Origin of the sequence: Streptomyces sp. NPDC052225 (assembly GCF_040679615.1) — a bacterium.
Classification (GTDB): Bacteria; Actinomycetota; Actinomycetes; order Streptomycetales; family Streptomycetaceae; genus Streptomyces.
Map to the genome: position 1 here is coordinate 41,094 of NZ_JBFAVD010000006.1, position 21,615 is coordinate 62,708.

At 72.2% G+C, this 21,615-nt stretch carries 22 protein-coding genes and 1 riboswitch; of the genes, 9 read left to right on the forward strand and 13 right to left on the reverse strand.

Translation table 11 applies throughout. The annotated features are described in order from the left end of the window. The first annotated feature begins 75 nt into the window (after positions 1-75). From AB0L37_RS11245 to AB0L37_RS11255, 3 genes are all read left to right on the forward strand, one after another. Positions 76-933: a phosphatidylinositol-specific phospholipase C/glycerophosphodiester phosphodiesterase family protein gene (locus tag AB0L37_RS11245; RefSeq protein WP_365502821.1), complete on the forward strand. Its 858-nt coding sequence runs from the start codon at positions 76-78 to the stop codon at positions 931-933. A 125-nt stretch (positions 934-1,058) separates the two neighbouring features. Further along, positions 1,059-1,253, forward strand: coding sequence for a hypothetical protein (locus AB0L37_RS11250; protein ID WP_365502823.1), 195 nt, complete (start codon positions 1,059-1,061; stop codon positions 1,251-1,253). A gap of 91 nt (positions 1,254-1,344) precedes the next feature. Further along, positions 1,345-2,922 carry a hypothetical protein gene (locus tag AB0L37_RS11255; protein WP_365502825.1) on the forward strand — a complete coding sequence of 526 codons (1,578 nt, stop codon included), beginning with the start codon at positions 1,345-1,347 and terminating at the stop codon, positions 2,920-2,922. A gap of 4 nt (positions 2,923-2,926) precedes the next feature. Here the strand turns inward: AB0L37_RS11255 and AB0L37_RS11260 are convergent, their stop codons facing one another. Together AB0L37_RS11260 and AB0L37_RS11265 are read right to left on the reverse strand one after the other, a co-directional pair. Then, entirely contained in the window at positions 2,927-4,159 is a 1,233-nt protein-coding gene (locus tag AB0L37_RS11260; RefSeq protein ID WP_365502827.1) for a phosphodiester glycosidase family protein, read from the reverse strand. A 49-nt stretch (positions 4,160-4,208) separates the two neighbouring features. Beyond that, entirely contained in the window at positions 4,209-4,565 is a 357-nt protein-coding gene (locus tag AB0L37_RS11265) for a DUF779 domain-containing protein (RefSeq protein ID WP_365502829.1), read from the reverse strand. A gap of 75 nt (positions 4,566-4,640) precedes the next feature. On the opposite strand from AB0L37_RS11265, the gene AB0L37_RS11270 reads away from it, so the two are divergent. Further along, a complete protein-coding gene (locus AB0L37_RS11270) occupies positions 4,641-4,991 on the forward strand; it encodes a hypothetical protein (protein ID WP_365502831.1) in 351 nt (116 codons plus the stop codon). Between the two features lie 12 nt (positions 4,992-5,003). On the opposite strand, the gene AB0L37_RS11275 is transcribed toward AB0L37_RS11270, so the two are convergent. Continuing rightward, positions 5,004-6,158 carry a hypothetical protein gene (locus tag AB0L37_RS11275; RefSeq protein ID WP_365502833.1) on the reverse strand — a complete coding sequence of 385 codons (1,155 nt, stop codon included), beginning with the start codon at positions 6,156-6,158 and terminating at the stop codon, positions 5,004-5,006. A gap of 239 nt (positions 6,159-6,397) precedes the next feature. On the opposite strand from AB0L37_RS11275, the gene AB0L37_RS11280 reads away from it, so the two are divergent. From AB0L37_RS11280 to AB0L37_RS11295, 4 genes are all read left to right on the forward strand, one after another. Beyond that, positions 6,398-6,820 carry an ATP-binding protein gene (locus AB0L37_RS11280; protein ID WP_365502835.1) on the forward strand — a complete coding sequence of 141 codons (423 nt, stop codon included), beginning with the start codon at positions 6,398-6,400 and terminating at the stop codon, positions 6,818-6,820. A gap of 205 nt (positions 6,821-7,025) precedes the next feature. After that, a complete protein-coding gene (locus AB0L37_RS11285) occupies positions 7,026-7,844 on the forward strand; it encodes a SigB/SigF/SigG family RNA polymerase sigma factor (protein ID WP_365502837.1) in 819 nt (272 codons plus the stop codon). Next, a complete protein-coding gene (locus AB0L37_RS11290; RefSeq protein ID WP_365502838.1) occupies positions 7,844-8,077 on the forward strand; it encodes a DUF5133 domain-containing protein in 234 nt (77 codons plus the stop codon). Before AB0L37_RS11285 ends, AB0L37_RS11290 begins: the two co-directional genes overlap by 1 nt. Positions 8,078-8,150: 73 nt before the next feature. Further along, positions 8,151-8,771: an L-threonylcarbamoyladenylate synthase gene (locus AB0L37_RS11295; protein ID WP_365502840.1), complete on the forward strand. Its 621-nt coding sequence runs from the start codon at positions 8,151-8,153 to the stop codon at positions 8,769-8,771. Between the two features lie 7 nt (positions 8,772-8,778). On the opposite strand, the gene AB0L37_RS11300 is transcribed toward AB0L37_RS11295, so the two are convergent. The 6 genes from AB0L37_RS11300 to AB0L37_RS11325 all read right to left on the reverse strand — a co-directional run bounded on the left by AB0L37_RS11300 (position 8,779) and on the right by AB0L37_RS11325 (position 16,800). Then, positions 8,779-9,558 (reverse strand): ABC transporter ATP-binding protein, encoded by a 780-nt coding sequence (locus AB0L37_RS11300; protein WP_365502843.1) that lies wholly within the window; start codon positions 9,556-9,558, stop codon positions 8,779-8,781. Then, complete coding sequence (locus AB0L37_RS11305) at positions 9,555-10,571, reverse strand: iron chelate uptake ABC transporter family permease subunit (protein ID WP_365502846.1); 1,017 nt, start codon at positions 10,569-10,571, stop codon at positions 9,555-9,557. Before AB0L37_RS11305 ends, AB0L37_RS11300 begins: the two co-directional genes overlap by 4 nt. Then, positions 10,568-11,602 (reverse strand): ABC transporter substrate-binding protein, encoded by a 1,035-nt coding sequence (locus AB0L37_RS11310; RefSeq protein ID WP_365502849.1) that lies wholly within the window; start codon positions 11,600-11,602, stop codon positions 10,568-10,570. The genes AB0L37_RS11305 and AB0L37_RS11310 overlap by 4 nt, the downstream gene beginning before the upstream one ends. A 64-nt stretch (positions 11,603-11,666) precedes the next feature. Further along, positions 11,667-11,863: riboswitch (cobalamin riboswitch) on the reverse strand. A gap of 37 nt (positions 11,864-11,900) precedes the next feature. Next, positions 11,901-14,051: a hypothetical protein gene (locus AB0L37_RS11315; RefSeq protein WP_365502852.1), complete on the reverse strand. Its 2,151-nt coding sequence runs from the start codon at positions 14,049-14,051 to the stop codon at positions 11,901-11,903. A gap of 6 nt (positions 14,052-14,057) precedes the next feature. Next, positions 14,058-15,317, reverse strand: a complete 1,260-nt coding sequence (locus AB0L37_RS11320) for an arginine deiminase (RefSeq protein ID WP_365502855.1) — start codon at positions 15,315-15,317, stop codon at positions 14,058-14,060. 25 nt (positions 15,318-15,342) lie between these two features. After that, positions 15,343-16,800, reverse strand: a complete 1,458-nt coding sequence (locus AB0L37_RS11325) for a basic amino acid/polyamine antiporter (protein ID WP_365502858.1) — start codon at positions 16,798-16,800, stop codon at positions 15,343-15,345. 164 nt (positions 16,801-16,964) lie between these two features. Between AB0L37_RS11325 and AB0L37_RS11330 the strand changes: the two genes are divergently transcribed. After that, a complete protein-coding gene (locus AB0L37_RS11330) occupies positions 16,965-17,570 on the forward strand; it encodes an FxLYD domain-containing protein (RefSeq protein WP_365502861.1) in 606 nt (201 codons plus the stop codon). Positions 17,571-17,585: 15 nt separating this feature from the next. Here AB0L37_RS11330 and AB0L37_RS11335 read toward each other — a convergent pair whose 3' ends face one another. The 4 genes from AB0L37_RS11335 to AB0L37_RS11350 form a co-directional block, all read right to left on the reverse strand. Then, positions 17,586-18,647 carry an ABC transporter ATP-binding protein gene (locus AB0L37_RS11335; RefSeq protein ID WP_365502864.1) on the reverse strand — a complete coding sequence of 354 codons (1,062 nt, stop codon included), beginning with the start codon at positions 18,645-18,647 and terminating at the stop codon, positions 17,586-17,588. After that, positions 18,644-19,489 (reverse strand): molybdate ABC transporter permease subunit, encoded by an 846-nt coding sequence (gene modB / locus AB0L37_RS11340; RefSeq protein ID WP_365502867.1) that lies wholly within the window; start codon positions 19,487-19,489, stop codon positions 18,644-18,646. Before modB ends, AB0L37_RS11335 begins: the two co-directional genes overlap by 4 nt. Continuing rightward, a complete protein-coding gene (modA, locus tag AB0L37_RS11345) occupies positions 19,486-20,307 on the reverse strand; it encodes a molybdate ABC transporter substrate-binding protein (RefSeq protein WP_365502870.1) in 822 nt (273 codons plus the stop codon). The genes modB and modA overlap by 4 nt, the downstream gene beginning before the upstream one ends. A gap of 181 nt (positions 20,308-20,488) precedes the next feature. Then, positions 20,489-20,884 carry a helix-turn-helix transcriptional regulator gene (locus AB0L37_RS11350; protein WP_365502873.1) on the reverse strand — a complete coding sequence of 132 codons (396 nt, stop codon included), beginning with the start codon at positions 20,882-20,884 and terminating at the stop codon, positions 20,489-20,491. Positions 20,885-21,615 lie beyond the last annotated feature (731 nt).

The window sequence follows — 21,615 nt, forward strand, 5'->3', positions numbered from 1 at the left end:
CACGCCACTGCCCTTTGAAGCCCCGTGCCCCGCATACTCACCCGTGTCCCCACCGGCCCACCACGGGAGGCACACATGGCCCTGACCACCCGCCGCAGAGCCCTCGGCACCCTCGCCGCCGCACTCGCCACCGGTGTCGCCGCGCCCGGCCTCGCCCACGCCGGCCAAGGCAAGCGCGACCCCCGCCCGCTGTACCGCGCGCACGCCCACAACGACTACGAGCACCCCCGGCCCCTGTTCGACGCGCTCGACCACCGGTTCAACAGCGTCGAGGCCGACATCTACCTCGTGAACGGCGAACTCCTCGTCGCCCACGACCCGATCGACCTCGACCCGTCGCGCACCCTCGACTCCCTCTACCTGGCCCCGCTCGCCGCCCGCGTCCGGGCCAACCACGGCTCCGTGTACCGGGGATGGCGCGCCCCGCTCCAGCTCCTCGTCGACATCAAGACCGAGGGCGCCGCGACCTACCTCGAACTCGACCGGCAACTGCGCCGCTACCGCGGCCTGTTCACCACGTACGCCCACGGCAAGGTGCACACCGGGCCCGTCACGGCCGTCGTCTCCGGCGACCGCGCCGCCCGCGCCCCCATGGAGGCGCAGCGCCGCCGCAGCGCCTTCTACGACGGCCGCCTCGCCGACCTCGGCACCGCAGCCCCCGCCTCCCTCATTCCGCTGATCAGCGACAACTGGGCGAACAACTTCACCTGGCTCGGCACGGGACCGATCCCCGCGGCCGAACGCGCCAAGCTGCGCGGCATCGTCGACGCCGCCCACGCGCACGGGCAGCGCGTGAGGTTCTGGGCGACCCCCGATCTCGCCGGACCCGAACGCGACGCGGTCTGGGCCGATTTGATCGCCGCCGGCGTCGACCACCTCAACACCGACGACCTCGCCGGACTCGAGGCCTTCCTCGACGCCCGCGACCGGTGACCGCCCTACGGTGACCCGCTGTTAACACCCGTTCGGGGGACAGGTCATGCCCCGGCGGGCGCCCTCCGCTGCGTCACACTTGCGGCCGAAAGCCACGGTGTTGACGTGGCGGAGGAGGTTCGACGGTGTCTCTGTCCATTTCGCTCGTGCTGTTGCTCCTGATCGTCGCGGTGATCTTCCTGCGCAACGGAGCCATGAAGCTGTCGCACGCCCTCGTCTGCGTCCTGCTGGGGTTCCTGCTCGCCGGGACCAGCGCGGCCCCGACCATCCACGACGGGATCAACGCCACCGCCGGTCTGGTCAGCAGTCTCGACCCGTGACCTGCGACCCGATCCGGCTGATCGTTTCGGGTTCGTGAACAACTCCCGTATGCGCATGGACACTTCAAGGGTGGCGACCTAGCTTCGGCGCATGCCGCCTCGCAGACACCTCGCCCGCGCCGCAGTCCTCGCCCTCACCTTCGCGGCGGCCTGCGCCGTGCAGCCTCCGGGGGCCTTCGCCGACGAGATCCCCAAGGCCCCGGGCCACCGCCTCGTCGAGCAGTACACGGGCGCGCCGGCGACCCCGCGGCCCGTCCCCGGCAAGGCCCCCGACCAGCATCCCCACCTCGCGGCCAACGGCCGCAGCGGGATGCACGCGGACGCCTGGGGGAGCGGCACGTACCCCTGGAGCGGACCGAACGGGAAGAGCCCGACGGTCCGCAGCGAGCAGATGGCGGCGCTCGGCGGCGAGTGCGCCACCGTCACCTTCGACAGAGCCGGCCGCATCGTCACCGTCTGCGGCACCTTCACCGGCTTCCTCGTCAAACTCCTCGACCCGCACAGCCTCGCCACGCTCGCCGAGTACCGGCTCCCGCAACGGCCTTCCACCGTCGAGGCGATCACCCGGCTCGACTTCTCGAAGATCTTCAAGGACACGTCGGGCGGCGCCTACTCCTACCTCGACGACCAGGACCGCCTCGTCCTCGCCGACTCCAGGCAGCACATCGTCCGCCTCGCGCACGAGCAGGCGGCGGACGGCAGTTGGCGGTTCACCGTCACCGACGACTGGGACCTCACCGGGCAGGTCCCGCACGACTGCGTCAGCTGGACGAACCTCCACCCGAGCGGCGACTGCGACCCCGTCACGGCCGTGATGCCCGACTGGGACGGACGGATCTGGTGGGTGACCCGGCAGGGCCGCGTCGGCACCGTCGACCCCGCCACCGGCGCGCTCCGCGCGATCCGCCTCGAAGGGGAGGAGATCCAGAACTCGTTCTCCGTCGCCAAGGACGGCGTCTCCATCGTCACCGACCACGCGCTGTACGCGTTCGAGGCCGCCGCCGACGGCACCCCGAAGGCGGTCTGGCGCCAGACCTACGACCGCGGCACCGGCACCAAACCCGGGTCCGTGAACCAGGGTTCGGGCACCACACCCGACCTCTTCGGCGTCGAGGACGACTATGTCGCCATCACCGACAACGCCGACGACCGTATGAACGTCCTCGTCTACCGGCGCGGCGCCGAGGTCCCCGACGACCGCCGCCTCGTCTGCAAGGTCCCGGTCTTCGGCCCGGGCTCCTCGACGACCGACAACTCCCTCATCTCGTACGGGAACAGCCTCGTCGTCGAGAACAACTTCGGCTACGAGAACATCACGTCGCTCACCTTCGGCCGCAGCGTCGTCGGGGGCGTCACCCGCATCGACGTACGCGCCGACGGCAGCGGCTGCGACACGGTGTGGGAGAGCGGTGTGCGCTCGCCCTCCACCGTGCCGAAGCTCTCCACCGCCAACGGGCTGCTGTACTTCTACACGAAGGAGCCCAACTCCCTCGGAATCGACGCCTGGTACCTCACGGCCGTCGACTTCCGCACCGGCGAGACCCGTTGGAAGCGGCTCGCCGGGACCGGCGTCGCGTACGACAACAACTGGGCGCCCGTGACGCTCGGCCCCGACGGCACCGCCTATGTCGGCGTCTTCAACGGCCTGGTGGCCGTACGCGACAACTGACCGGCTACGGACGGGAGTAGACGCCTATGCCGTTCGCGACGGCGCGCTCCGGGGGGTCCGTGGGATGGTTGCGGACGGTCACCGTCGCCGCCCCGGGCTCCCGCGTCACCAGCGTCGAGGAGCCTCCGCCGTCCAGGCTGAACGCGTCGGTCGACCCCAACGACCGCATGGTGTCGGCCACTTCGGCGATCGACAGGCCCGTGCGGTGGGCGGGCGCGCCGTCGAGGGCGAGCAGGATCAGGGTCCGGCCGTCGTCGGCGATCCCGGCGGCGGTGCGCACGGCCGACGTCTTCGCGTCGAGACCGGGCAGCGGGGCGCCGTCGCGCAGCACCGGGTAGCCGCCGACCGCGAACCCGTACGGGATGCGGGAGCCGGCCGCGACCAGCCGGTGCGTGACCCGTACCGGATCGCCCGCGGACAGCTTCCGCAGCCACTGGGCGCCCGCCTCGCGGCCGACCAGGACCGTGCTGTCCGCCGCGATCGGACCGCTGCCCGGGGTGTCGGCCGAGGCGACGACCCGCCCGTGGCGCACCGTCACCTCGTACGTGTCCGTACTGCACGGGGCCGCCCGCTGCGTGTCCGTGCCACAGGTGGCGCGCACCCGGGACACCTGTCCCCAGTCCGCCGTGAACGCGCCGACCGAACCGACCGGCAGCGCGTACTGGTTGAGCCCGCCGAGCGCGACCTCGTCGTCGCGGGTACGGACCGACCCGTCGAGGGCGAGGCTGTCGAGCCGGGCCCGCCGGTCGACGCCCACGCCGAGGACGTCGCGCGTCGAGGTCCCCGGCGGCAGGGCGGGCCCGAACCGCTGCCCGTCCGGGACGGCCGCCTTGAGCGTGTGCCCGTCCGCCACGGCGGGCCCGACCGCCGCGCCGGTCACCGCGACGCCCGGGTGCTGGGTCTCCGTGATGTTGAAGAAGTCCCCGTTCACCCCGGCGACGGCGCCGCTCGCGTCGGCCATCGACGACACGGTGGCCCGCGCCCCGACCGCACCCGGGTGCAGGAGCCCCACCCGTAGGTGCGGATCGCGCAGATCGACCGTGACGACATGCGCGTGCGCCGTGCCCTTGGCCGCCGGTATGTCGAACTCCGTGTACGTGACGCCCGGCGCGACCCGCACCGCGACCGGATCGGCACTGGCCGGCGGCGCCCCCGTCAGGGCGCTGCCGGCCAGCACGCCCGCGACCGCGAGGGCCGCGCACACTCTTCTGTGTCTCTTGCCAACTCTCGTCTGCATCAGGGGAGTTCAGCAGACGACAGCGGTCCCGTCGATGGCCCGGAGAGGGCTAGGTGCCGACGAGGCGGGAACGGATCAGGAAACGCACGCCCTCCGGTGCCTCCAGCGAGAAGCCGCTGCCGCGCCCCTCGACCACGTCCACGATCAGACGCGTATGACTCCACACCTCGTACTGGCTCTTCGACATCCAGAACGACACCGGCTCCGCCACCCCCTCCACCACCAGCTCCGCGAGCAGCACGTCCGAGGCGCCGGTGCGGAACTCGCCCTCGGGGTAGCACATCGGCGCACTGCCGTCACAACAGCCGCCGGACTGATGGAACATGAGCGGACCGTGGGCCTCCCGCAGACGTCGCAGCAGGTCGGCGGCCTCGGAGGTCAGCTCCACGCGCGGTACGTCGGTCATGACAGGGCAGTGAAGCCGACAGGAGGTTGCGACCACGTTGCACGCGCGGCGGCCCCGCGCGCATAGGCTCCTCGCATGGAACAGAGGGAGATCATCCTGCGGGCCATCGGCGTGCTGACCGAGACGCAGGAGATGGTACGCAGGCTCGGTACGGGCGAGGCACTGGACACCGACGTCAACCAACTCGGCAAACTGGTCTCGGAGGTGTTCCCGACCATCGAGATCCCGGCCGGGGCCACCGCCGAGGAAGCGGCCGAGCTGACGATCGCGGCCCTGATGCCGGCGAGCGTGTCGCTCGTCGAGGCGTTCGCGTTCGTGTTCATGCAGCTCGCCAAGGTGCACGACGAGGGGCGCGGCGACGTCACATCCTCCGAGCTGCTCCAGGAGATCGCGCTGCGGATGTCCGACCCCGGCCCGGAGGAGTGACGCGGTATCGCGCTACTTGCCCGTATCCCGAAACCGGCCGAACGCCTTGGTGAAGGCGCTCAGCGGGGAGGCCTCGCCCTTGCCCGCCGAAGCCGTGGGCGGGCGCGGCACCCCGTCGCCGCCCGTCGCCTCGGCCAGCGCGGCCTGGGCCGCCTCTGCCGCCTCCCGGTACAGGTCACGGGACTTGGTCATCGCGTCGAGCGCCTCCGCGTACCGCGTGACCATCTCCTGCGCGTGCGCCAGCTCCTCGTCCGGCGTGAGCAGGTGCCAGCCCTTGCGCAGCCGGGTCAGCGCCTGCTCCGCCTCGGCGGTCAGCGGCCGCGGGAACGCCGCGAACTCGGCGATCCTGGCGAGGAGTTCGGTCTGCTCGGAGCCGTCGAGGAACACATTGCGCACCGTGAAGTGCTCGGCATCGTAGCCCGGCGGCGGGGGAGACGTCGGCAGGACGACGGCGCCGCCGCGCGGCATCCCCGACTTCAGCTCACGCCGCAGCGCGAAGTCCGCGATCTGCGCCTGCTCCGGCGTCGCCCGGTGCTCGATCACCCGGTGGCGCAGGCTCGGCGGCAGATGGGCGGTGAGGGGCCGCTGTCCGCGTGCGTCCGGCGTCATCGCCTCGTGCACCACCACATGCACGTACCAGCTCTGTCTGGCGCAGTCCCGCAGCAGGTGACGCAGCTCGTCGTCGTCCTTGGGCAGCGGGTTCGGCGCCCGCAGCCGCAGCCCGGCCACGGTGTCGTGGTCCCACGGGATCGTGTCGCTGTCCGGCCAGAACATGGTCAGCGGCGACGGCCAGCGCGGGTCCCAGGCCCGCTCGGCCTCGGCGGCGAGCACCCAGCCGACACCGGGGGCGCCGTCCTTGCGGCGCGCCTCGATGTCGTACGTGGTCAGCTGCGCACGCACCGTGACACCCTCGGCCGGGCGCCAGCGGGCCTCGAACAGCCGGCGCGCCGCCGGGCCGGGCACGGCGTCCGCGTCCCGCGGGTGCAGGACAGTGGAGCGCGCGGCATCAGCGGGGCCGAGGTCGAGGAAGTCGTCGAGCACACCCGCCGCCTTGAGGGCGATCAGGTTGCGCCGGACGTCCTGCTCGGGTTCGGGCCCGAGATGGCGCCCGCGTCCCAGCCACGCGGTGTCGGGAACGAGGGGCGAAGGGGTGCTGGTTCTAGACATGGAGTCGTTCTGTGAGCGGACGGGGTGGGACCAGTATGGTCCGCCGCCGCCCCGGACGGTGCAGGCAGGGGGTGCCGGGCGCGCCATCGCCGCTGCTTCCTGTCACGGTTCGCCGGGTGTGAGCGGAATCTCCGTGGAACTCGTGTGCACAGAGGACTCAGAGGTGATGCACATGATGTCGCCGCGTTGGGCAAGGCGCCCTCCGGAGTGCGGTCGGCCGGTACGGAAGGGCAGCGGTGATGGGTGACGGTGACAGGAGGGCGAGCGCCGACCAGGTGGCGGCGACCGTGGTGAACGGTCTCGATCCACGGGGGGTGACCGACGCCCGGCTGTTCGCGGCCGACTACCTGGACACACTGGCCCGCCGGGTCCCGCCCGACGAGCCGGACAGCCGCGACGACGCGCTGCTGATCGTCGACGAGCTCGTCGCCAACGCCGTGCAGTACGCGCCGGGGCCCGTCACCCTGACGCTGCGCCGCACCTTCGACGGCCTGCACCTGACCGTCGGCGACAGCAACCCCGAACCGCCGACGCCGCGCCCCGCGGACCCGCGCCGCGGCCCCGGCAACATCGGCTGGCACCTGGTGCGCGCGCTCGCCCGCCAGGTGCACGTCGTCCCGAATGCCACCGGCAAGGAGATCCACGTGTTCCTGCCCTGGTGACAGGGGCGCCCGCGGAAGCGCTTCCGGAACTCGCGGCACGGCCCCCCGTTTGCGGTGCGGGGGCCGGGGCAAACGGGAGTCGTGCTTCGGACAGGAGGCGCGTTCGCGGGAGAGGTGTGTCCTTTCCCGGGGACGTCCGCTCCGCCGGTCGTCCCCGGCTCCCGCGGTGACCTGCCAGCAGTTATCCGTGGAGGAGCGAATCTTCATGATGACCCAGACCGCCGCACACCCTGCCCCGCGCACCTCGGCCCCCGGGCGTCACCCGCACGACGACGCGCCCGACACCGCCGCGCTCTTCGCCCGGCTCGCCACCCTGGAGGCGGGCCCGGAATACGACCTGATCTGCGAGGAACTCGCGGCGGCCTGGCTGCCGATGGCCCACCGCATCGCGGGCCGCTACCGCGACCGGGGCGAGAGCCTGGACGACCTCAAGCAGGTCGCCGCCGTCGGCCTGCTCAAGGCGATCAAGCGGTTCGACCCGGAGCGCGGCGCCTTCGAGAGCTACGCCGTGCCGACCATCACCGGCGAGCTGCGCCGCCACTTCCGCGACCGCACCTGGGACCTGCGGGTGCCGCGCCGGGTGCAGGACCTGCGCAACAAGGTGCGGGCCGCGCGCCGCGACCTCGCGGACGCGCCCGGCGCCGGCGAGCCCAGCATCGCGGACATCGCCGAGCACACCGGGCTGACCGAGCAGGAGGTACGGGACGGCCTCGAGGCCCTGGAGAGCTACACCGCGCTCTCCCTCGACGCGGAACTCGCCACGTCGGACGACGGATACAGCCTGGCCGACGTGCTGGGCACCTCGGACCCGGGCTTCGACCTCGTCACCGACCGGGAGGCCGCCCGGCAGGGTCTGCGCGAACTGCCGGAACGCGAACGCGCCATCCTCTACATGCGGTTCTTCGAGGACATGACGCAGAGCCGGATCGCCGAACAGCTCGGCATCTCGCAGATGCACGTCTCGCGGCTGATCAACCGCAGCTGCGACCGCGTCCGCCGCAGCGCCACAGGGGAGGCGGCCTGATGCTCATCCCGCACCCCACCGTGCTGCGCAGACTCCTCGCCGAGTACCGGCAGTTGAGCGAGGGCGCGGCCCCGGGCGGCGCGCCCGTGGACGCCGTCACCCGCCAGCGCCTGGAGGACCTCGGCTACACGCTGTGCGTGGTCACCGGCACCCGTCACATCAGTGCCGCCCTGCACACCGCGAACCGGCTCCTCGCGGGCAGGGCCGCCGGGGCCGAGCCGGTCCCCGAGTGAGGGGTCGCGCGCCCGGCCCGGTTCACTCCGCGTGCACCGGGCCGGACCGCGGGTGATCCCGTACGCTCGGCGGATGGCCAGGTACTTCGACGTGCACCCCGACAACCCGCAGACGCGCATCATCAGTGCGGTCGCCGACAGCATCCGTGACAGCGCCCTCGTCGCCTATCCGACGGACTCCTGCTACGCCCTGGGGTGCCGGCTCGGCAACCGTGACGGCGTCGAGCGGATCCGCTCCATCAGGCACCTCGACGACAAGCACCACTTCACCCTGGTCTGCCAGGACTTCGCGCAGCTGGGCAAGTTCGTGCAGATCGACAACGACGTGTTCCGCGCGATCAAGGCGGCCACCCCGGGCAGCTATACGTTCATCCTGCCGGCGAGCCGGGAGGTGCCGCGCCAGTTGCAGCACCCGAAGAAGAAGACGGTCGGCGTGCGCATCCCCGATCACGTCGTGACCCAGGCGCTCCTCGCCGAGCTGGGCGAACCGCTCCTGTCGAGCACCCTGCTGCTGCCCGGCGAGGACGAGCCGCTCACCCAGGGCTGGGAGATCAAGGAGCGGCTCGACCATGCGGTGGACGCCGTCCTTGACTCCGGCGACTGCGGCACCGAGCCGACCACCGTCATCGACTTCTCCGGCGGGGAGGCAGAGATCGTGCGGCGCGGCGCGGGGGACGTCGAGCGGTTCGAGTAGGGCGCGCTCAGCCCGTGACCGTACCCAGGAAGCGGATGTGCGGGCGGTCCGCGGGGCCCGGCCGGCTGACCTCGGCGCGTACGCCGTAGACGTCGGCGATCAGCTCCGCGGTGAGGACGTCACCCGGTGCGCCGCCCGCCACCACCCGGCCGCCGCGCAGCACGACGACCTGGTCGCAGTACGCGGCGGCCAGGTTCAGATCGTGCAGGGCGACGACGCAGGTCAGGTCGAGGCCGCCGATCAGGTCCATCAGGTCCAACTGGTGCTGGATGTCCAGGTGGTTGGTCGGCTCGTCGAGGAGCAGCTCGCGCGGCTCCTGCGCCAGGGCACGGGCGATCTGCACGCGCTGGCGCTCACCGCCCGACAGCGTGTGCCACAGACGGTGCGCCCGGTCGGCGAGTCCGCTGCGCTCCAGGGCGGAGCGGACCGCCGCCTCGTCCGCCGCGGAGGCGGGCGACCAGGCGCGGCGGTGCGGGACCCGGCCGAGCCGCACGACGTCGGCGACCGTCAACTCGACCTGCGTGTCGGCCTGTTGCTCCACCATGGCGATGCGTCGCGCGGCCGTTCTGCGGCTGACCGAGGCGAGCGGGTCGCCGTCGAGCGTGACGACACCGCCGGCCGGGGCGAGCACCCCGGCGAGCAGTCGCAGCAGCGTCGACTTGCCCGAACCGTTCGGGCCGAGCAGTCCCGTGACGGTGCCGGGGCGCGGGGCGAGGCTCACCCCGTCGAGGACGAGCGCACCGCCGGGCGACCAGGAGACGCGCTCGGCGCGCAGCCCCGGGTTCACCGCACGCTCCGGCCGCGGTAGAGCACGAGCACGAACGCGGGCACGCCGATCAGCGACGTCACCACCCCCACCGGAACCTCCTGCGGTTCGAGGACCGTACGGGCCAGCGTGTCCACCCACACCAGGAACACCGCTCCGGCGAGCGCCGTCACCGGCAGCAGCCGGGTGTGCCCGGGGCCCACCAGGGCACGCGCCGCGTGCGGCAGCACCAGACCGACGAAGCCGATCGCGCCCGCCGCGCTCACCAGCGCCGCCGTCAACAGGGCCGTCACACACAGCAGGGCGAGCCGGGTGCGGGCCACGTGGACGCCGAGCGCGGCCGCCGCCTCGGACCCGAACGCGAACGCGTCGAGGGTGCGCCCGTACCCGAGACAGACGGTGAGGGCGACGACGAGGACCGCGAGGCACAGCCACACCTCCGTCCAGCCCACGCCGCCGAGCGAGCCGAGGAGCCAGAACAGCACACCGCGCGTGGTCTCCGCGTCGGCCGCCGTCAGGACCACGAACGACGTCAGCGCGGAGAACAACTGCATGGCGGCCACCCCGCACAGCACCACCCGGTCCGTGCTGCCGCCGAGACTGTGGCTGAGCAGCAGGACCAGCGCGAACGAGCAGACCGCGCCCGCGAACGCGCCGCCGGACACGGACAGGGCGCCCCCGCCGACGCCGAGCACCACGACGAGCACGGCGCCGGTCGACGCCCCCGACGACACCCCGAGCACGAACGGGTCGGCGAGCGGATTGCGCAGCAACGCCTGAAGCACCGTGCCGCACACCGCGAGGCCCGCACCGCACACCGCCGCGAGCAGCGTGCGCGGCAGCCGCAGGTTCCACACGATGCCGTCCCGGATCGGCGACAGGTCCGACGTGCCCCAGCCGAGCCTGGCCCCGACCGCCGCCCACACGTCGGCGACGCCGATGTGCGCGGGCCCGATGGTGATGGCCACGGCGACGGACGCGCACAGCGCCGCGAGGCCCGCGGCCCCGTACAGGCCCGGCCGCAGGACGCTCACTTGGTGAGGCCGTACGTGCGCAGCGCGGCCGCCACCTTCTCCACGCCGTCCACGGTCCTGATCGTCGGATTCATCGCCTGCCCGCTCAGCAGCACGTACCGCTTCTCGCGCACCGCCGTCATGTTCTTGGTCACCGGGTCGGACTCCAGGAACCTGATCTTCTGCGCGGCCGACTCGGCGGACTGCGAGCGGCGGGTCAGATCGCCGATGACGAGGACGTCGGGGTCGCGGTCGGCCACCGTCTCCCAGTTGATCTGCGGCCATTCCTCACGCGTGTCGTCGAACACGTTCCGCGCGCCGATCTCCTTCGTGATGATGCCGGGCGCTCCGCAACACCCCGCCATATAGGGCGAGTCGGAGTTGGCGAACCAGTACAGGAGGCTCACGTCGGGCGCGTCGAGGCCCGAAGTGGCCTTGCGGACACGGGACTTCAGCTCGGCGACCAGCTTCTCGCCGCGCGCCTGAACGTCGAAAATCCGCGCCAGGTCCCGTATCTCGCCGTAGACGGTGTCCATACCGAGCGCCGACGTGCGCACCCCGTCGCCGTCCCCGCTGTTGTCCTTGCCCGCGCAGTCGGTGGGGGAGAGGTACGTGGGCACGCCCAGCTCCTCGAACTGCTCGCGCGGCGCGACGCCGCCCTTGCCGAGGGTGTACGTGAAGGAGGCCGCGGCGAAGTCCGGTTCGGAGTCCAGGACCTTCTCGAAGGACGGGTAGCGGTCGGCGAGGCGCGGCACCTTCGCGTTCGCCTTCTCCAGGCCCTTGAGGACCGGGTCGGTCCAGGTGGCCGTGCCCACCATCCGGTCCGCGAGCCCGAGCGACAGCATGATCTCCGCCGACCCCTGGTCGAGGGCGACGGCCCGGCGCGGCGCGTGCGGCACGCGCACCTTCGTGCCGCAGTTGTCGAGGGTCACGGCGCGCGCCCCGCCGTCCGGCGCGCCGGCGGCACTCCCGGTGTCCGCACATCCGGTGAGCGCCAGCAGGGAAGCCGCCAACAGCGCGGCGGTGAAGGGAAGGTGACGTGCGAAGGGCACGGGAAGTCCTCAGCGTCCAGGGCTCATACGCGGAGCCGGCCTACGGTGCACCCCCGCCCGCGGGTCGCCGCCGGAGGCTGCCAGCAGGTCTTCGGACTCGGGGTCGTCCGCGCGAAGCGCCTTCCCGGGCCGATGGCCCAGTGGCAGTTGCTCCGCCCGTCACCCTCACCGCTGCGCGTCAGTTCCGGATTCCCACCGGATTCCCTGACCCGTGTGCGTCGTTGAACGCACAAAGGTACGACTGGCTCGGCGAAATTATCACAGGGCGGACGTCTCGGACGGGGCCGGGGTCATCCGGTCAGCGCTCCGAGTTGAGCGCCGCCACCGCACCGCGCGCGTCACCGATCGTCGCGTAGTCCACGGCGACGAAGTTCACCGGCCGGCCGCGCTCGCGCTCGCAGCGATGGGCCCGGTCGAGCACGAAGCGGCGGGTGTTGACCGTGCCGGCGTCCAGGCGGCTGCCACCGTTGTCCGTGATGAAGTGGTTGAGCAGGAAGAGCCGCTTGTCGTCGCCGCCGCGGTGCGGCACGCACGTCATGTCGCCGGGGGAGCGGAAGGCGAACGGCGTCTCCATGCCGTACCGGTAGAAGTTCCGGTACCAGGGCGCCGGACCGTCGGCCTGCTCGGCGAAGACGACGAGGCGGCGGCCGCCGTCGATCAGTTCGCCGAGCGTCGGCCAGGGCCGTGCGGGATCGGGGTCGGGGGTGAACACCAGGTCGTCCACGCCCGCCTCGGCGAACGCCTGCGCCGTGTCCTCACCCGAGATCGCGTCCTGCACGATGAACGTGACCACGTCGGTCGGGTGGGCCCGCATCCAGTCGCCGATCGCGCGCAGCGTGGGCACCAGGGCCACCGCCCCGGCCCGGCACACGGCATGGCACAGCCACAGTCCGTCGCGCGGCGGGTTGACCGTGTTGACCGCCGACCGGACCAGGGCCTGCTGCGCGGGCGTGAGGTCCGAGTCGGAGAGCCGCCCGGCGATCTCCTCCGGCCGCTCCCACCGGTACGTGTCGAGCTGGAGGGCGCGCACCCCGTCGTCCAGCTGCGCGGTGATCCCCGGGTCCTGGAGCGGCCCGATGAACCGGTCGACCGTCGTCGACATGGCGTTGTGGGTCGTCAGATACGCCACCTCGTCGTAGCGCCGGTCGCACAGGGCTGCGCTGCCCTGGCACACGCGCGGACCGTCCGGACTGATCAGCGGCGGCAGCGCGACCATCCCCGCCACCGCCAGGGCGGCCGCGCCGAGCCCGAGCACGGGCACCCGCCGCGACGACACCGTCCGCTCCCGATCGCTTGCCAGCCGCATCCCCACCGCGGCGAGCAGCACCCCGATCGCGACGGGCACGAGGGCCGCGACGACCGCGGTGGTGGTGAGCCGGCCGACAGCGGTGCCCTGCACGTCGTCGACCAGGCGGGCCAGGCTCGGCGGCCACGCGGCGGGCGGATCGACGACGCGCCCGTCGGTCAGCAGCCGCACCGCGCCCACGGCCACCAGCGTGAGGACGCCTCCGGCGACCAGCGGCAGGCCGAGCCGTGTCAGCCGCCGCCCGGGCAGCGGCGATCCGGCCCACCACAGCACCGCGAGGGACGCCACGAGCAGCACGGCCGCGAGCGCCTCGACCAGACCGAGCCCGACCGCCGTGTACGGGCGTACGTCGTGCAGCGTGGCCAGGTCGTTGCCGGAATCGCGCAGCGCCGCGCCCAGGTCCCATGTGCCGTCGTCGACGAGCCCGCGCAGCTGGGCGAGAGCACCGTCCGTGCGCTCCGACACGGCGGCGGGCGCCACGGCGGCCAGCGCCGTCGCGACGTCCCCGCCGGCCAGCGCCGCCCTCACCTCGGGCCGCAGCGCCGCACGGTCGGACTCGGGCACCGCGGACAGCAGCGCGTCGGCGACCCGGTCGGCCTGCTCCTCGGTGAGCGGCAGGGCGGGCAGCCCCGCGGGTGCCCGGCCCGCCGCCAATTCCCGCAGCGCCGCCGACACATCGGCGGTGAACCGCTCGAAGTCCGGCTCGGCGGTGCCCTGCACCCCGGCGACGAGGTCACCGAAGTACGTCTGCGCGAGATCGTCGAGGTTGGCGAGGACCGGACGCAGGTCGACGGTGAGATCGAGGGAGCCGCGCGTGCCGTTGAGGTAGCCGACCACCGTCTCCACCTGCTGGAGCGTCAGGTCACGCACGGTCTCCGGCGGCAGCACCAGTTTGATGTTGGACGTCACCTGGGCCTCCGGCACGGCCAGGTCCGCCAGCAGGTCACGGGCGAGCGGGGCCGCCCGGGGATCCACCAGGACCTCGTTGTAGAGCCGGTCGTAGGCGTGCTCCTCGTCGAGGACGGACGCGTGGAAGCCCGGGTCGAGGACGGTGCCGCGCACCGTCGCCGTCGTGAGGACCGTCAGCGTGGCGAGCGCCGCCACCACGCAGGCGACCGCGCGGATCGCGGCCCGTCCGGTCACGCCGCCTCAGAAGTCCACCGGGTCGCGGACGATCGGGCAGGTCATGCAGTGCCCGCCGCCGCGCCCCCGCCCGAGTTCGGCACCGACGATCGTGATCACCTCGACGCCGGCCTTGCGCAGCAGCGTGTTGGTCTGGGTGTTGCGGTCGTACGTGAAGACGACGCCCGGCTCGACCGCGACGGCGTTGTTGCCGCTGTCCCACTGCTGCCGCTCGGACGCGTACACGTCGCCGCCGGTCTCGATGACCCGCAGACCCCCGCTCAGCCCCAGGGACTTGGCGACCACGTCGACGAACGGTGTCGTGCCCTCGTCGGTGATGTCCAGGCCGGGCGCCTTGTCGCTCGGGCGCAGCGAGAACGTGTGCACCGAGTCCATGATCCTCGGGTACAGCGTGACGATGTCCCGGTCGGCGAACGTGAAGACGGTGTCCAGATGCATCGCCGAGCGCAGCTTCGGCATCCCGGCGACGATGACGTGCTCGGCCGCGCCGTTCTCGAACAGGGCCGCCGCGACCTGCGTGATCGCCTGCCGCGAGGTGCGCTCGCTCATGCCCATCAGGACCACGCCGTTCCCCACCGGCATGATGTCGCCGCCCTCGAACGTGGCCTGCCCCCAGCTCTTCTCCGGATCGCCCCACCACACCGTCGACCCGACGAAGTCCGGATGGAACCGGTACACGGCCTTCATCAGGAGCGTCTCGTCGTGCCGGGCCGGCCAGTACAGCGGGTTGAGGGTGAGTCCCCCGTACAGCCAGCAGGTGGTGTCGCGGGTGTACAGCGTGTTGGGCAGCGGCGGCATCAAGTACTCGCGTACGCCGGTGGATTCCCGCGCGAGGGACACGTAGGCCGAGCGGTGGTCGTCGGGCAGATCCGTCGTCGCGAGACCGCCGATGAGGTACTCGGCGAGCTGGCGCGGCTCCAGCGACTCCAGGAACGCGCGGGTGTCGTCGATGAGGCCGACACCCACCTGGTTCGCGACGATCTTGCGGTCCAGGAGCCAGGACTTCGCCTCGGGGATCGCCATCGTCTGCGCGAGCAGTTCGTGCAGCTCCACGACGTCGACGCCGCGCCCGCGCAGCTTGTTGACGAAGTCGGCGTGGTCGCGCTGCGCGTTCTCCACCCACATGACGTCGTCGAAGAGCAGGTCGTCGGAGTTGGTCGGGGTGAGCCTGCGGTGCGCGAGCCCCGGCGCGCAGACGAGGACCTTGCGCAGCTTGCCCACCTCGGAGTGGACGCCGTAGGAGGCGGAAGCGGGGGTGTCGGTCACGGGGTGCCTTCCAGGGGTGAGGGGCTCAGAGACTGATCCAGCCGGCGGCCAGGGCCACGACGCCGACCACGGCGCCGACGACGGAGACGACGAGGATGACCAACTCCCGCGGGGAGAACAGGCGTCGGCCCTGCTCCCTGCGGGCCATCACGAACAGGATCGTGGCCGGGGCGTAGAGGATGAACGACACCAGGACGAACTTCAGCCCGGCCGCGACGAGCATGAACGCCGTGTAGAGCACGGCGACGGCCGCGATGGTCATCTCACGGTTCGAGGTGCGGCCGCCTTCGGTGAGCGGATCGGAGCGGGTCCCGAGCTTCACGGCGAACCCGGCCGCCAGGAGGTACGGGATGAGCGACAGCGCGCTGGTCAGGTCGAGGGCGAAGTTGAACGCGTCGTCCGAGAAAGCCGTCACGATGAGGACCAGCTGCGAGAGCGCCGTGGTCAGTGTCAGCGCGGGCACCGGCACGTCGGCCCGGTTCGCGCTGCGCAGGAAGCGCGGCATGTCGTCGTCCTTGGCGGCGACGAAGAGCACCTCGGCGGCCATCAGCGTCCAGGCCAGATAGGCGCCGAGCACCGACACGATCAGACCGACGCTGATGAACACCTCGCCCCAGTTGCCGACCGCCTCCTCCAGGACCCCGGCCATCGAGGGCTGGCGCAGCTCGGCGATCTCCTCCATCGGCATGATCCCGTAGGACACGATCACGACGGACGCGAAGACGGCGAAGACGCTCAGGAAACCGAGGACGGTGGCCTTGCCGACGTCCGAGCGCTTCTTGGCGTGCCGTGAGTAGACGCTCGCGCCCTCGACGCCGAGGAAGACGAAGACGGTGGCGAGCATCGTGCCCCGGACCTGGCTGAACAGGGAGCCCGCGTAGTCGGCGCCGCCCCAGTTGTGGGCGAAGACGTCGGCCTTGAAGTAGAAGAGCGCCAGCAGGACGAAGACCAGGATCGGTACGACCTTGGCCACGGTCACGATCTTGTTGATCGCCGCGGCTTCCTTCACACCCCGCTTGATCATCAGGAAGAAGGCCCACAGGCCGGCCGAGGAGAGCACCAGCGCGAGCAGCGTGTCGCCCTCGCCGAGCGCCGGCCAGATCGCCCCCACCGTCGACATGATCAGCACCCAGTACGTCACGTTGCCGACGCAGGCGCTGGCCCAGTAGCCGAACGCGGAGAAGAAGCCCAGGTACTCGCCGAACCCGGCCTTCGCGTACGCGTAGACGCCCGCGTCCAGATCGGGCCTGCGCACGGCCAGGGACTGGAAGACGAACGCGAGCATCAGCATGCCCGTGCCGGCGATGGCCCAGGCGATCAGCGCCCCCGCGACGCCGGTCTCCTCGGCGAAGCGCCGGGGCAGCGAGAACACCCCCGCGCCGACCATGGACCCGACGACCATGGTGGCCAGGGTGAACAGTGCCAGCTTGGCCGGGGGCGGGGACTGTGCCGGTTCTCCGGCGGTGGTGGCGGCCTTCTCCATGTCGTCCTCACGATCGCGCTGCGGAGCCAACGGGACGCTCGGGCAACCAGTCTTCCCATGAAGCGCCTTGTGTCGCACCTTTTGTTGGTATGAGCGCATAAATGGCGAGTGATGCCACTTGTGGGCAGCATGGGGCGAGCCGCCCAAGAAGAGAGGTCCCCGGTATGCCACGCACCCTTCGGTCGCTCACGCTGGCCCTGTGCGCGACCGCGAGCGCCCTGGCGCTCGCCGCTTGCAGCACCGACACCGGCAACGGCGCCGACGCGAGCGTCACCCCGCGCCCCACCTCCCCGAACGCGTCGAACTTCTCCGGAGAGCCGCCGTCCGCGCTGGCGTCGAGCGCCGCGTCCAAGAAGGCGGAGGTGAAGAAGTCGGCCTCCGCGGCGGCGGAGTCGGCGTCGCAGCGCGCCCACGACTTCGAGGCGTCCGTCTCCGCCGATGTGGAGCGCAACCGTCAGGAGTTCACCAAGGAACTCGACAAGGCCGATGGACAGGGCAACGCCATGCGGGACGTCTCCCTGACCGGCAAGCCGCTCGCCGAGACCAACAACGTCCGCGCCCTCGTCGTCAACATCACCAACCGCACGGACGCGACCGCCTCCTACGCGGTCCAGGTCGACTTCAGCGACTCCGACGGCAAGGTCGTCGAGTCCACCGTCGTCGGCGCCAAGGACCTGAAGCCCGGCGAGAAGGCGCAGCCCCTGGCGATCAGCACGAATCCGCCGGAGCCGCACCTCACCGCGAAGATCGCGAAGGCGCAGCGCTACTGACGCGGTCCCGCGAGGTCAGGCGGGGTACGCGTGGGTCTGCGTGGCCTTCACCGTCGCCCACACCGTGACCCCGGGGTGCAGCCCGAGTTCGGCCGCCGCGACCGTCGTCAGGTCGGCGGCCAGCGGCAGTTCACCGGTCAGGGCCGCCCGGATTCGGTCGCCGTGCGTCTCCATGCCGCTCACCTCGCACCGCCACAGATTGCGGGCGCTGGAACCGGTGGGCCGCTCCCGGTGCAGCGTCACGGCGCCGGGCGGGAACGCGACGAACACTGGCCCGTCGAGTTCCTCGGTCGTGGTGATCGCGGGGCCGCCGTCGGAGACGTGGACGGTGTGCCCCTCGGCGCGGCCCCGGTACAGGTTGAGGCCGACGAGCTGCGCGATGTAGTCGGTACGCGGACGGCGCGCGATGTCGGACGGCGCGCCCTCCTGGACGACGTGGCCGTGCTCGATGACGACGAGCCGGTCGGCGAGCACCATCGCGTCCAGCGGATCGTGCGTCACCAGGACCGCGACGGCCTCGAACTCGGCCAGATGGCGCCGGAGCTGTGCCCGTACCTCCAGGCGCGTACGGGCGTCGAGCGCGGCCAGCGGCTCGTCGAGGAGCAGCAGGCGGGGCCGCGTGGCGAGCGCCCGGGCGAGCGCGACGCGCTGCGCCTGACCGCCGGAGAGCCGGCGAGGCTTGGCCCCCGCGTGCGCGGCGAGACCCATCCGGTCGAGCCAGGCGGCCGCTTCGGTCCGGGCTTCCGCCTTGGACCTGCCCTGGCAGCGCGGCCCGAAGGCGACGTTGTCGAGCGCGGTCAGATGCGGGAAGAGCAGGTAGTCCTGGAAGACGACGCCGACAGGCCGCGACTCGGGCGGTGTGCCGTCGAGCTCGGTGCCGTCCAGGCGCAGCCGGCCGCCGTCGAGCGGGGCGAGGCCCGCGAGGGCGCGCAGGGCGGTGGTCTTGCCCGCGCCGTTCGGGCCGAGCAGGGCGACAACCTCGCCGGGCGCCGCGGTCAGCGCGATGTCGAGGCGGAAGGCGCCCCGCTCGACGACGAGCCGCGCGTCGAGCCCGTCGGCGGCATCCAGGGTTGTCATGAGGCGGTCATCCAGCGGTCGCGCAGGCCCGCGAGCACCGTGACGGACACGGCGAGCAGGACCAGACTGAGGGCGATCGCCGCGGCCGGGTCGCTCTGCATGGCGAGGTACACGGCGAGCGGCATGGTCTGCGTACGGCCGGGAAAGTTGCCGGCGAAGGTGATCGTCGCGCCGAACTCGCCGAGGGCGCGGGCCCACGCGAGCACCGAACCGGCCGCGATCCCGGGCGCGATGAGCGGCAGCGTCACCCGGCGGAACGCGGTGAACCGCGAGGCGCCCAGCGTGGTGGCGGCCTCCTCGTAGCGCGGGTCGGCGGCCCGCAGCGTCCCCTCCACGCTGATCACGAGGAACGGCATCGCGACGAACGCCTCGGCGATCACCACCCCGGTCGTCGTGAACGGCAGCGTGATCCCGAACCACTGGTCCAGGTACTGCCCGACCACTCCGTTGCGCCCGAGCGCCGTCAGGAGCGCCACGCCCCCGACGACCGGCGGCAGCACCAGCGGCAGCGTCACCAGGGCCCGTACGAGACCGCGCCCGCGGAACTCGGTCCGCGCGAGCACCCAGGCGAGGGGCACCCCGAGCACCAGACTCACCAGGGTCGCCGACGTGGCGCACAGCAGGGAGAGCTGGAGCGCCTGCCACACCTCGGGGCTGGTCAGCTGCTCGGGCAGCTCCCGCCACGGCGCCCGGACGAGGAGCGCGAGGAGCGGCACCACGAGGAACGCGAGACCGACGAGCGCGGGCAGCAGCAGCGGCAGCGGCGCCCCGCGCGTACGGCGGCGCCGCGGACGGCTCTGAACGCTCTCGGCCGCGGCGCCGGGCTTGTGCGGGGACGTCACGGCTTGAGGAACCCGGCCTCGGCCAGGACCTTCTGTCCCGCGTCGGACGCGACCAGCGCGATGAAGGCCTTCGCGGCCTCCGCGTTGGGCGCGTCCTTGAGCAGGGCGATCGGGTAGTCGTTGACGGCGTCGGCCGCCTCGGGGAAGTCCACGCCCGCCACCTTGTCACCTGCCGCCTTCACATCGGTCCGGTAGACGACGGCCGCGTCGGCCTCCTTCAGCTCCACCTTCGTCAGGGCGCTCTTGACGTCCTGCTCGTACGAGACCGGGGTGAGCCTCAACTCGCTCGCGTCCAGGGCGGTTTGCGCGGCCGACCCGCACGGCACCGCCTTGTCGCACAGCACGACCTTCAGGTCCGAGTCGGTGAGGTCCTTGAGCGAGGTCACCTTGTCGGGGTTGCCCGGCAGCGTCGCGATCTCCAGCCGGTTGCGCACGAAGGTCGTCGGCTCGCCGGAGGCGTCGCCCCGGTCCGTGACGATCTTCATCGTCTTGGGGCTCGCCGCCGCGAACACATCGGCCGGGGCGCCCCCGGTGATCCCGGCGGCCAGCGAGTCGCTGCCGCCGAAATTGAAGGTGACCTTCGTGCCCGGGTGCTCCTTCTCGAACCGCTTGCCCAGCGTCGTGAAGCTCTCCGTGAGGGAGGCGGCGGCGAACACGTTCACCGTGCCGGAGAGTTTCTTCGCGGAGCCGGCGGGCGCCGAGGCGTCCGAGGAGGAACCCGAGCCGGACGACCCGCACGCGCTCAGGGCCAGCAGCGCGGCGGCGCCGAGGCCGCCCGCCTGCGACAAGCGCCGGGTGCGGCGCGCGGGACGGGTCATCACGAGGTACTCCTCTGGGCCGGGACGAAGCAGGGGCACGGCGGGTGGCCTGCGCGGACCATACTGCCGCAGATGCGAGGGGTAAGTCTCCTGTCTCATCGCATGAGCGCGCCCGGAGGTCGAATGCCTTGGCATGTGCGTTTGTACGGAGCCGTGACCGCGGACGCGGACGCCTCCCCGCTCAAGTGCGGTCGATGTGGACGTTCGTCGACTTCACGCGGGCGGTGGCCTCCATGCCGACCTCCAGGCCCAGTTCCTCCACCGCCTCCCGGGTCAGCAGCGACACAAGACGGTGCGGGCCCGCCTGGATCTCCACCTGGGCGGCGACGTCGCCGAGCTTGATGGCCGTGACGATGCCCGGAAAGGCGTTGCGCACCGACGTGTACGAGGCGTCCTCCTCCGTGGCCGCGCTCTTGGCGAGCTCCACGGAGAAGGCGGCCAGATCCTTGCCGTCGACGAGGCGCCGCCCGCTCTCGTCCCGGTGCGTCGCCACCCGCCCCGCGTCCGCCCACCGCCGCGCCGTGTCGGGGCTGACGCCGAGCAACTTGGCCGTCTGGCCGATCGTGTATGCCTGCATGGTCGCCAAGACTAGGACCGGTCCGTGGCGGAAACGGGACTGACAGATCGACTTGGGCGTGGTTACGATGCCGGGGATGACGAACTTCTCCTCGTACCGATTGGGGGATTCATTCGCACACGGTGAGCGCTGATGGCACTTCACCCCGCGAATGAGATTCCACCCCGCCTTCTGATGTGGCAGCGCGTACGCGAGTACGCCGTGCCACCGTCCATGATCGAGACCGCGGCCGCACGGCGTGCGGCCGGCGACTGGGCCGGCGCCTGTGCCGCCGCGTCGATCACGGCCTCTTCCGGGCGGGCCTGGTCGACGGCAACCCACTGGCCCTCGAAGCACCCAGGCTTCCCCGTCCTGAACGCCGGACGCCCGTCGGGGTGCGCCGGAAACGGGGGCGCCGCGTGCGTCTCCGCACCGGTCGGACGTAGCCGATCACAGCCGCAGGACCGCACGTAGCTGCCCTGCGGCGCTCCGGGGGTGGACGGACGGTGCGGCGTGATCGGCGCGCATCCGGCCGAACCGCCGCGACGTCCGGCCGTCGGCGCGGTGCCGTACCGGCCCGATGTGCCTGGTCACGGCTGACCAGGTCCCGCCCGGCCTGTCGGCCGCGCCACTGAGCGCGGCCGGCCCCACCCCGCCCCTGCACGACCGGCAGGGCGATGCGTGCCGCCGCTTCCCGTGCGCCCCGACGCGAGCCGGTATCGGGCGCGCTGTATCCCCGTACGCCTTTTCCC

Bases quoted from the DNA above. Each gene is read 5' to 3' on its own strand.
- AB0L37_RS11245 (WP_365502821.1), top strand. From the start codon at position 76: ATGGCCCTGACCACCCGCCGCAGAGCCCTCGGCACCCTCGCCGCCGCA.
- AB0L37_RS11255 (WP_365502825.1), top strand. From the start codon at position 1,345: ATGCCGCCTCGCAGACACCTCGCCCGCGCCGCAGTCCTCGCCCTCACC.
- AB0L37_RS11260 (WP_365502827.1), bottom strand. From the start codon at position 4,159: ATGCAGACGAGAGTTGGCAAGAGACACAGAAGAGTGTGCGCGGCCCTC.
- AB0L37_RS11265 (WP_365502829.1), bottom strand. From the start codon at position 4,565: ATGACCGACGTACCGCGCGTGGAGCTGACCTCCGAGGCCGCCGACCTG.
- AB0L37_RS11270 (WP_365502831.1), top strand. From the start codon at position 4,641: ATGGAACAGAGGGAGATCATCCTGCGGGCCATCGGCGTGCTGACCGAG.
- AB0L37_RS11275 (WP_365502833.1), bottom strand. From the start codon at position 6,158: ATGTCTAGAACCAGCACCCCTTCGCCCCTCGTTCCCGACACCGCGTGG.
- AB0L37_RS11280 (WP_365502835.1), top strand. From the start codon at position 6,398: ATGGGTGACGGTGACAGGAGGGCGAGCGCCGACCAGGTGGCGGCGACC.
- AB0L37_RS11285 (WP_365502837.1), top strand. From the start codon at position 7,026: ATGATGACCCAGACCGCCGCACACCCTGCCCCGCGCACCTCGGCCCCC.
- AB0L37_RS11290 (WP_365502838.1), top strand. From the start codon at position 7,844: ATGCTCATCCCGCACCCCACCGTGCTGCGCAGACTCCTCGCCGAGTAC.
- AB0L37_RS11295 (WP_365502840.1), top strand. From the start codon at position 8,151: ATGGCCAGGTACTTCGACGTGCACCCCGACAACCCGCAGACGCGCATC.
- AB0L37_RS11325 (WP_365502858.1), bottom strand. From the start codon at position 16,800: ATGGAGAAGGCCGCCACCACCGCCGGAGAACCGGCACAGTCCCCGCCC.
- AB0L37_RS11330 (WP_365502861.1), top strand. From the start codon at position 16,965: ATGCCACGCACCCTTCGGTCGCTCACGCTGGCCCTGTGCGCGACCGCG.
- AB0L37_RS11335 (WP_365502864.1), bottom strand. From the start codon at position 18,647: ATGACAACCCTGGATGCCGCCGACGGGCTCGACGCGCGGCTCGTCGTC.
- modA (WP_365502870.1), bottom strand. From the start codon at position 20,307: ATGACCCGTCCCGCGCGCCGCACCCGGCGCTTGTCGCAGGCGGGCGGC.
- AB0L37_RS11350 (WP_365502873.1), bottom strand. From the start codon at position 20,884: ATGCAGGCATACACGATCGGCCAGACGGCCAAGTTGCTCGGCGTCAGC.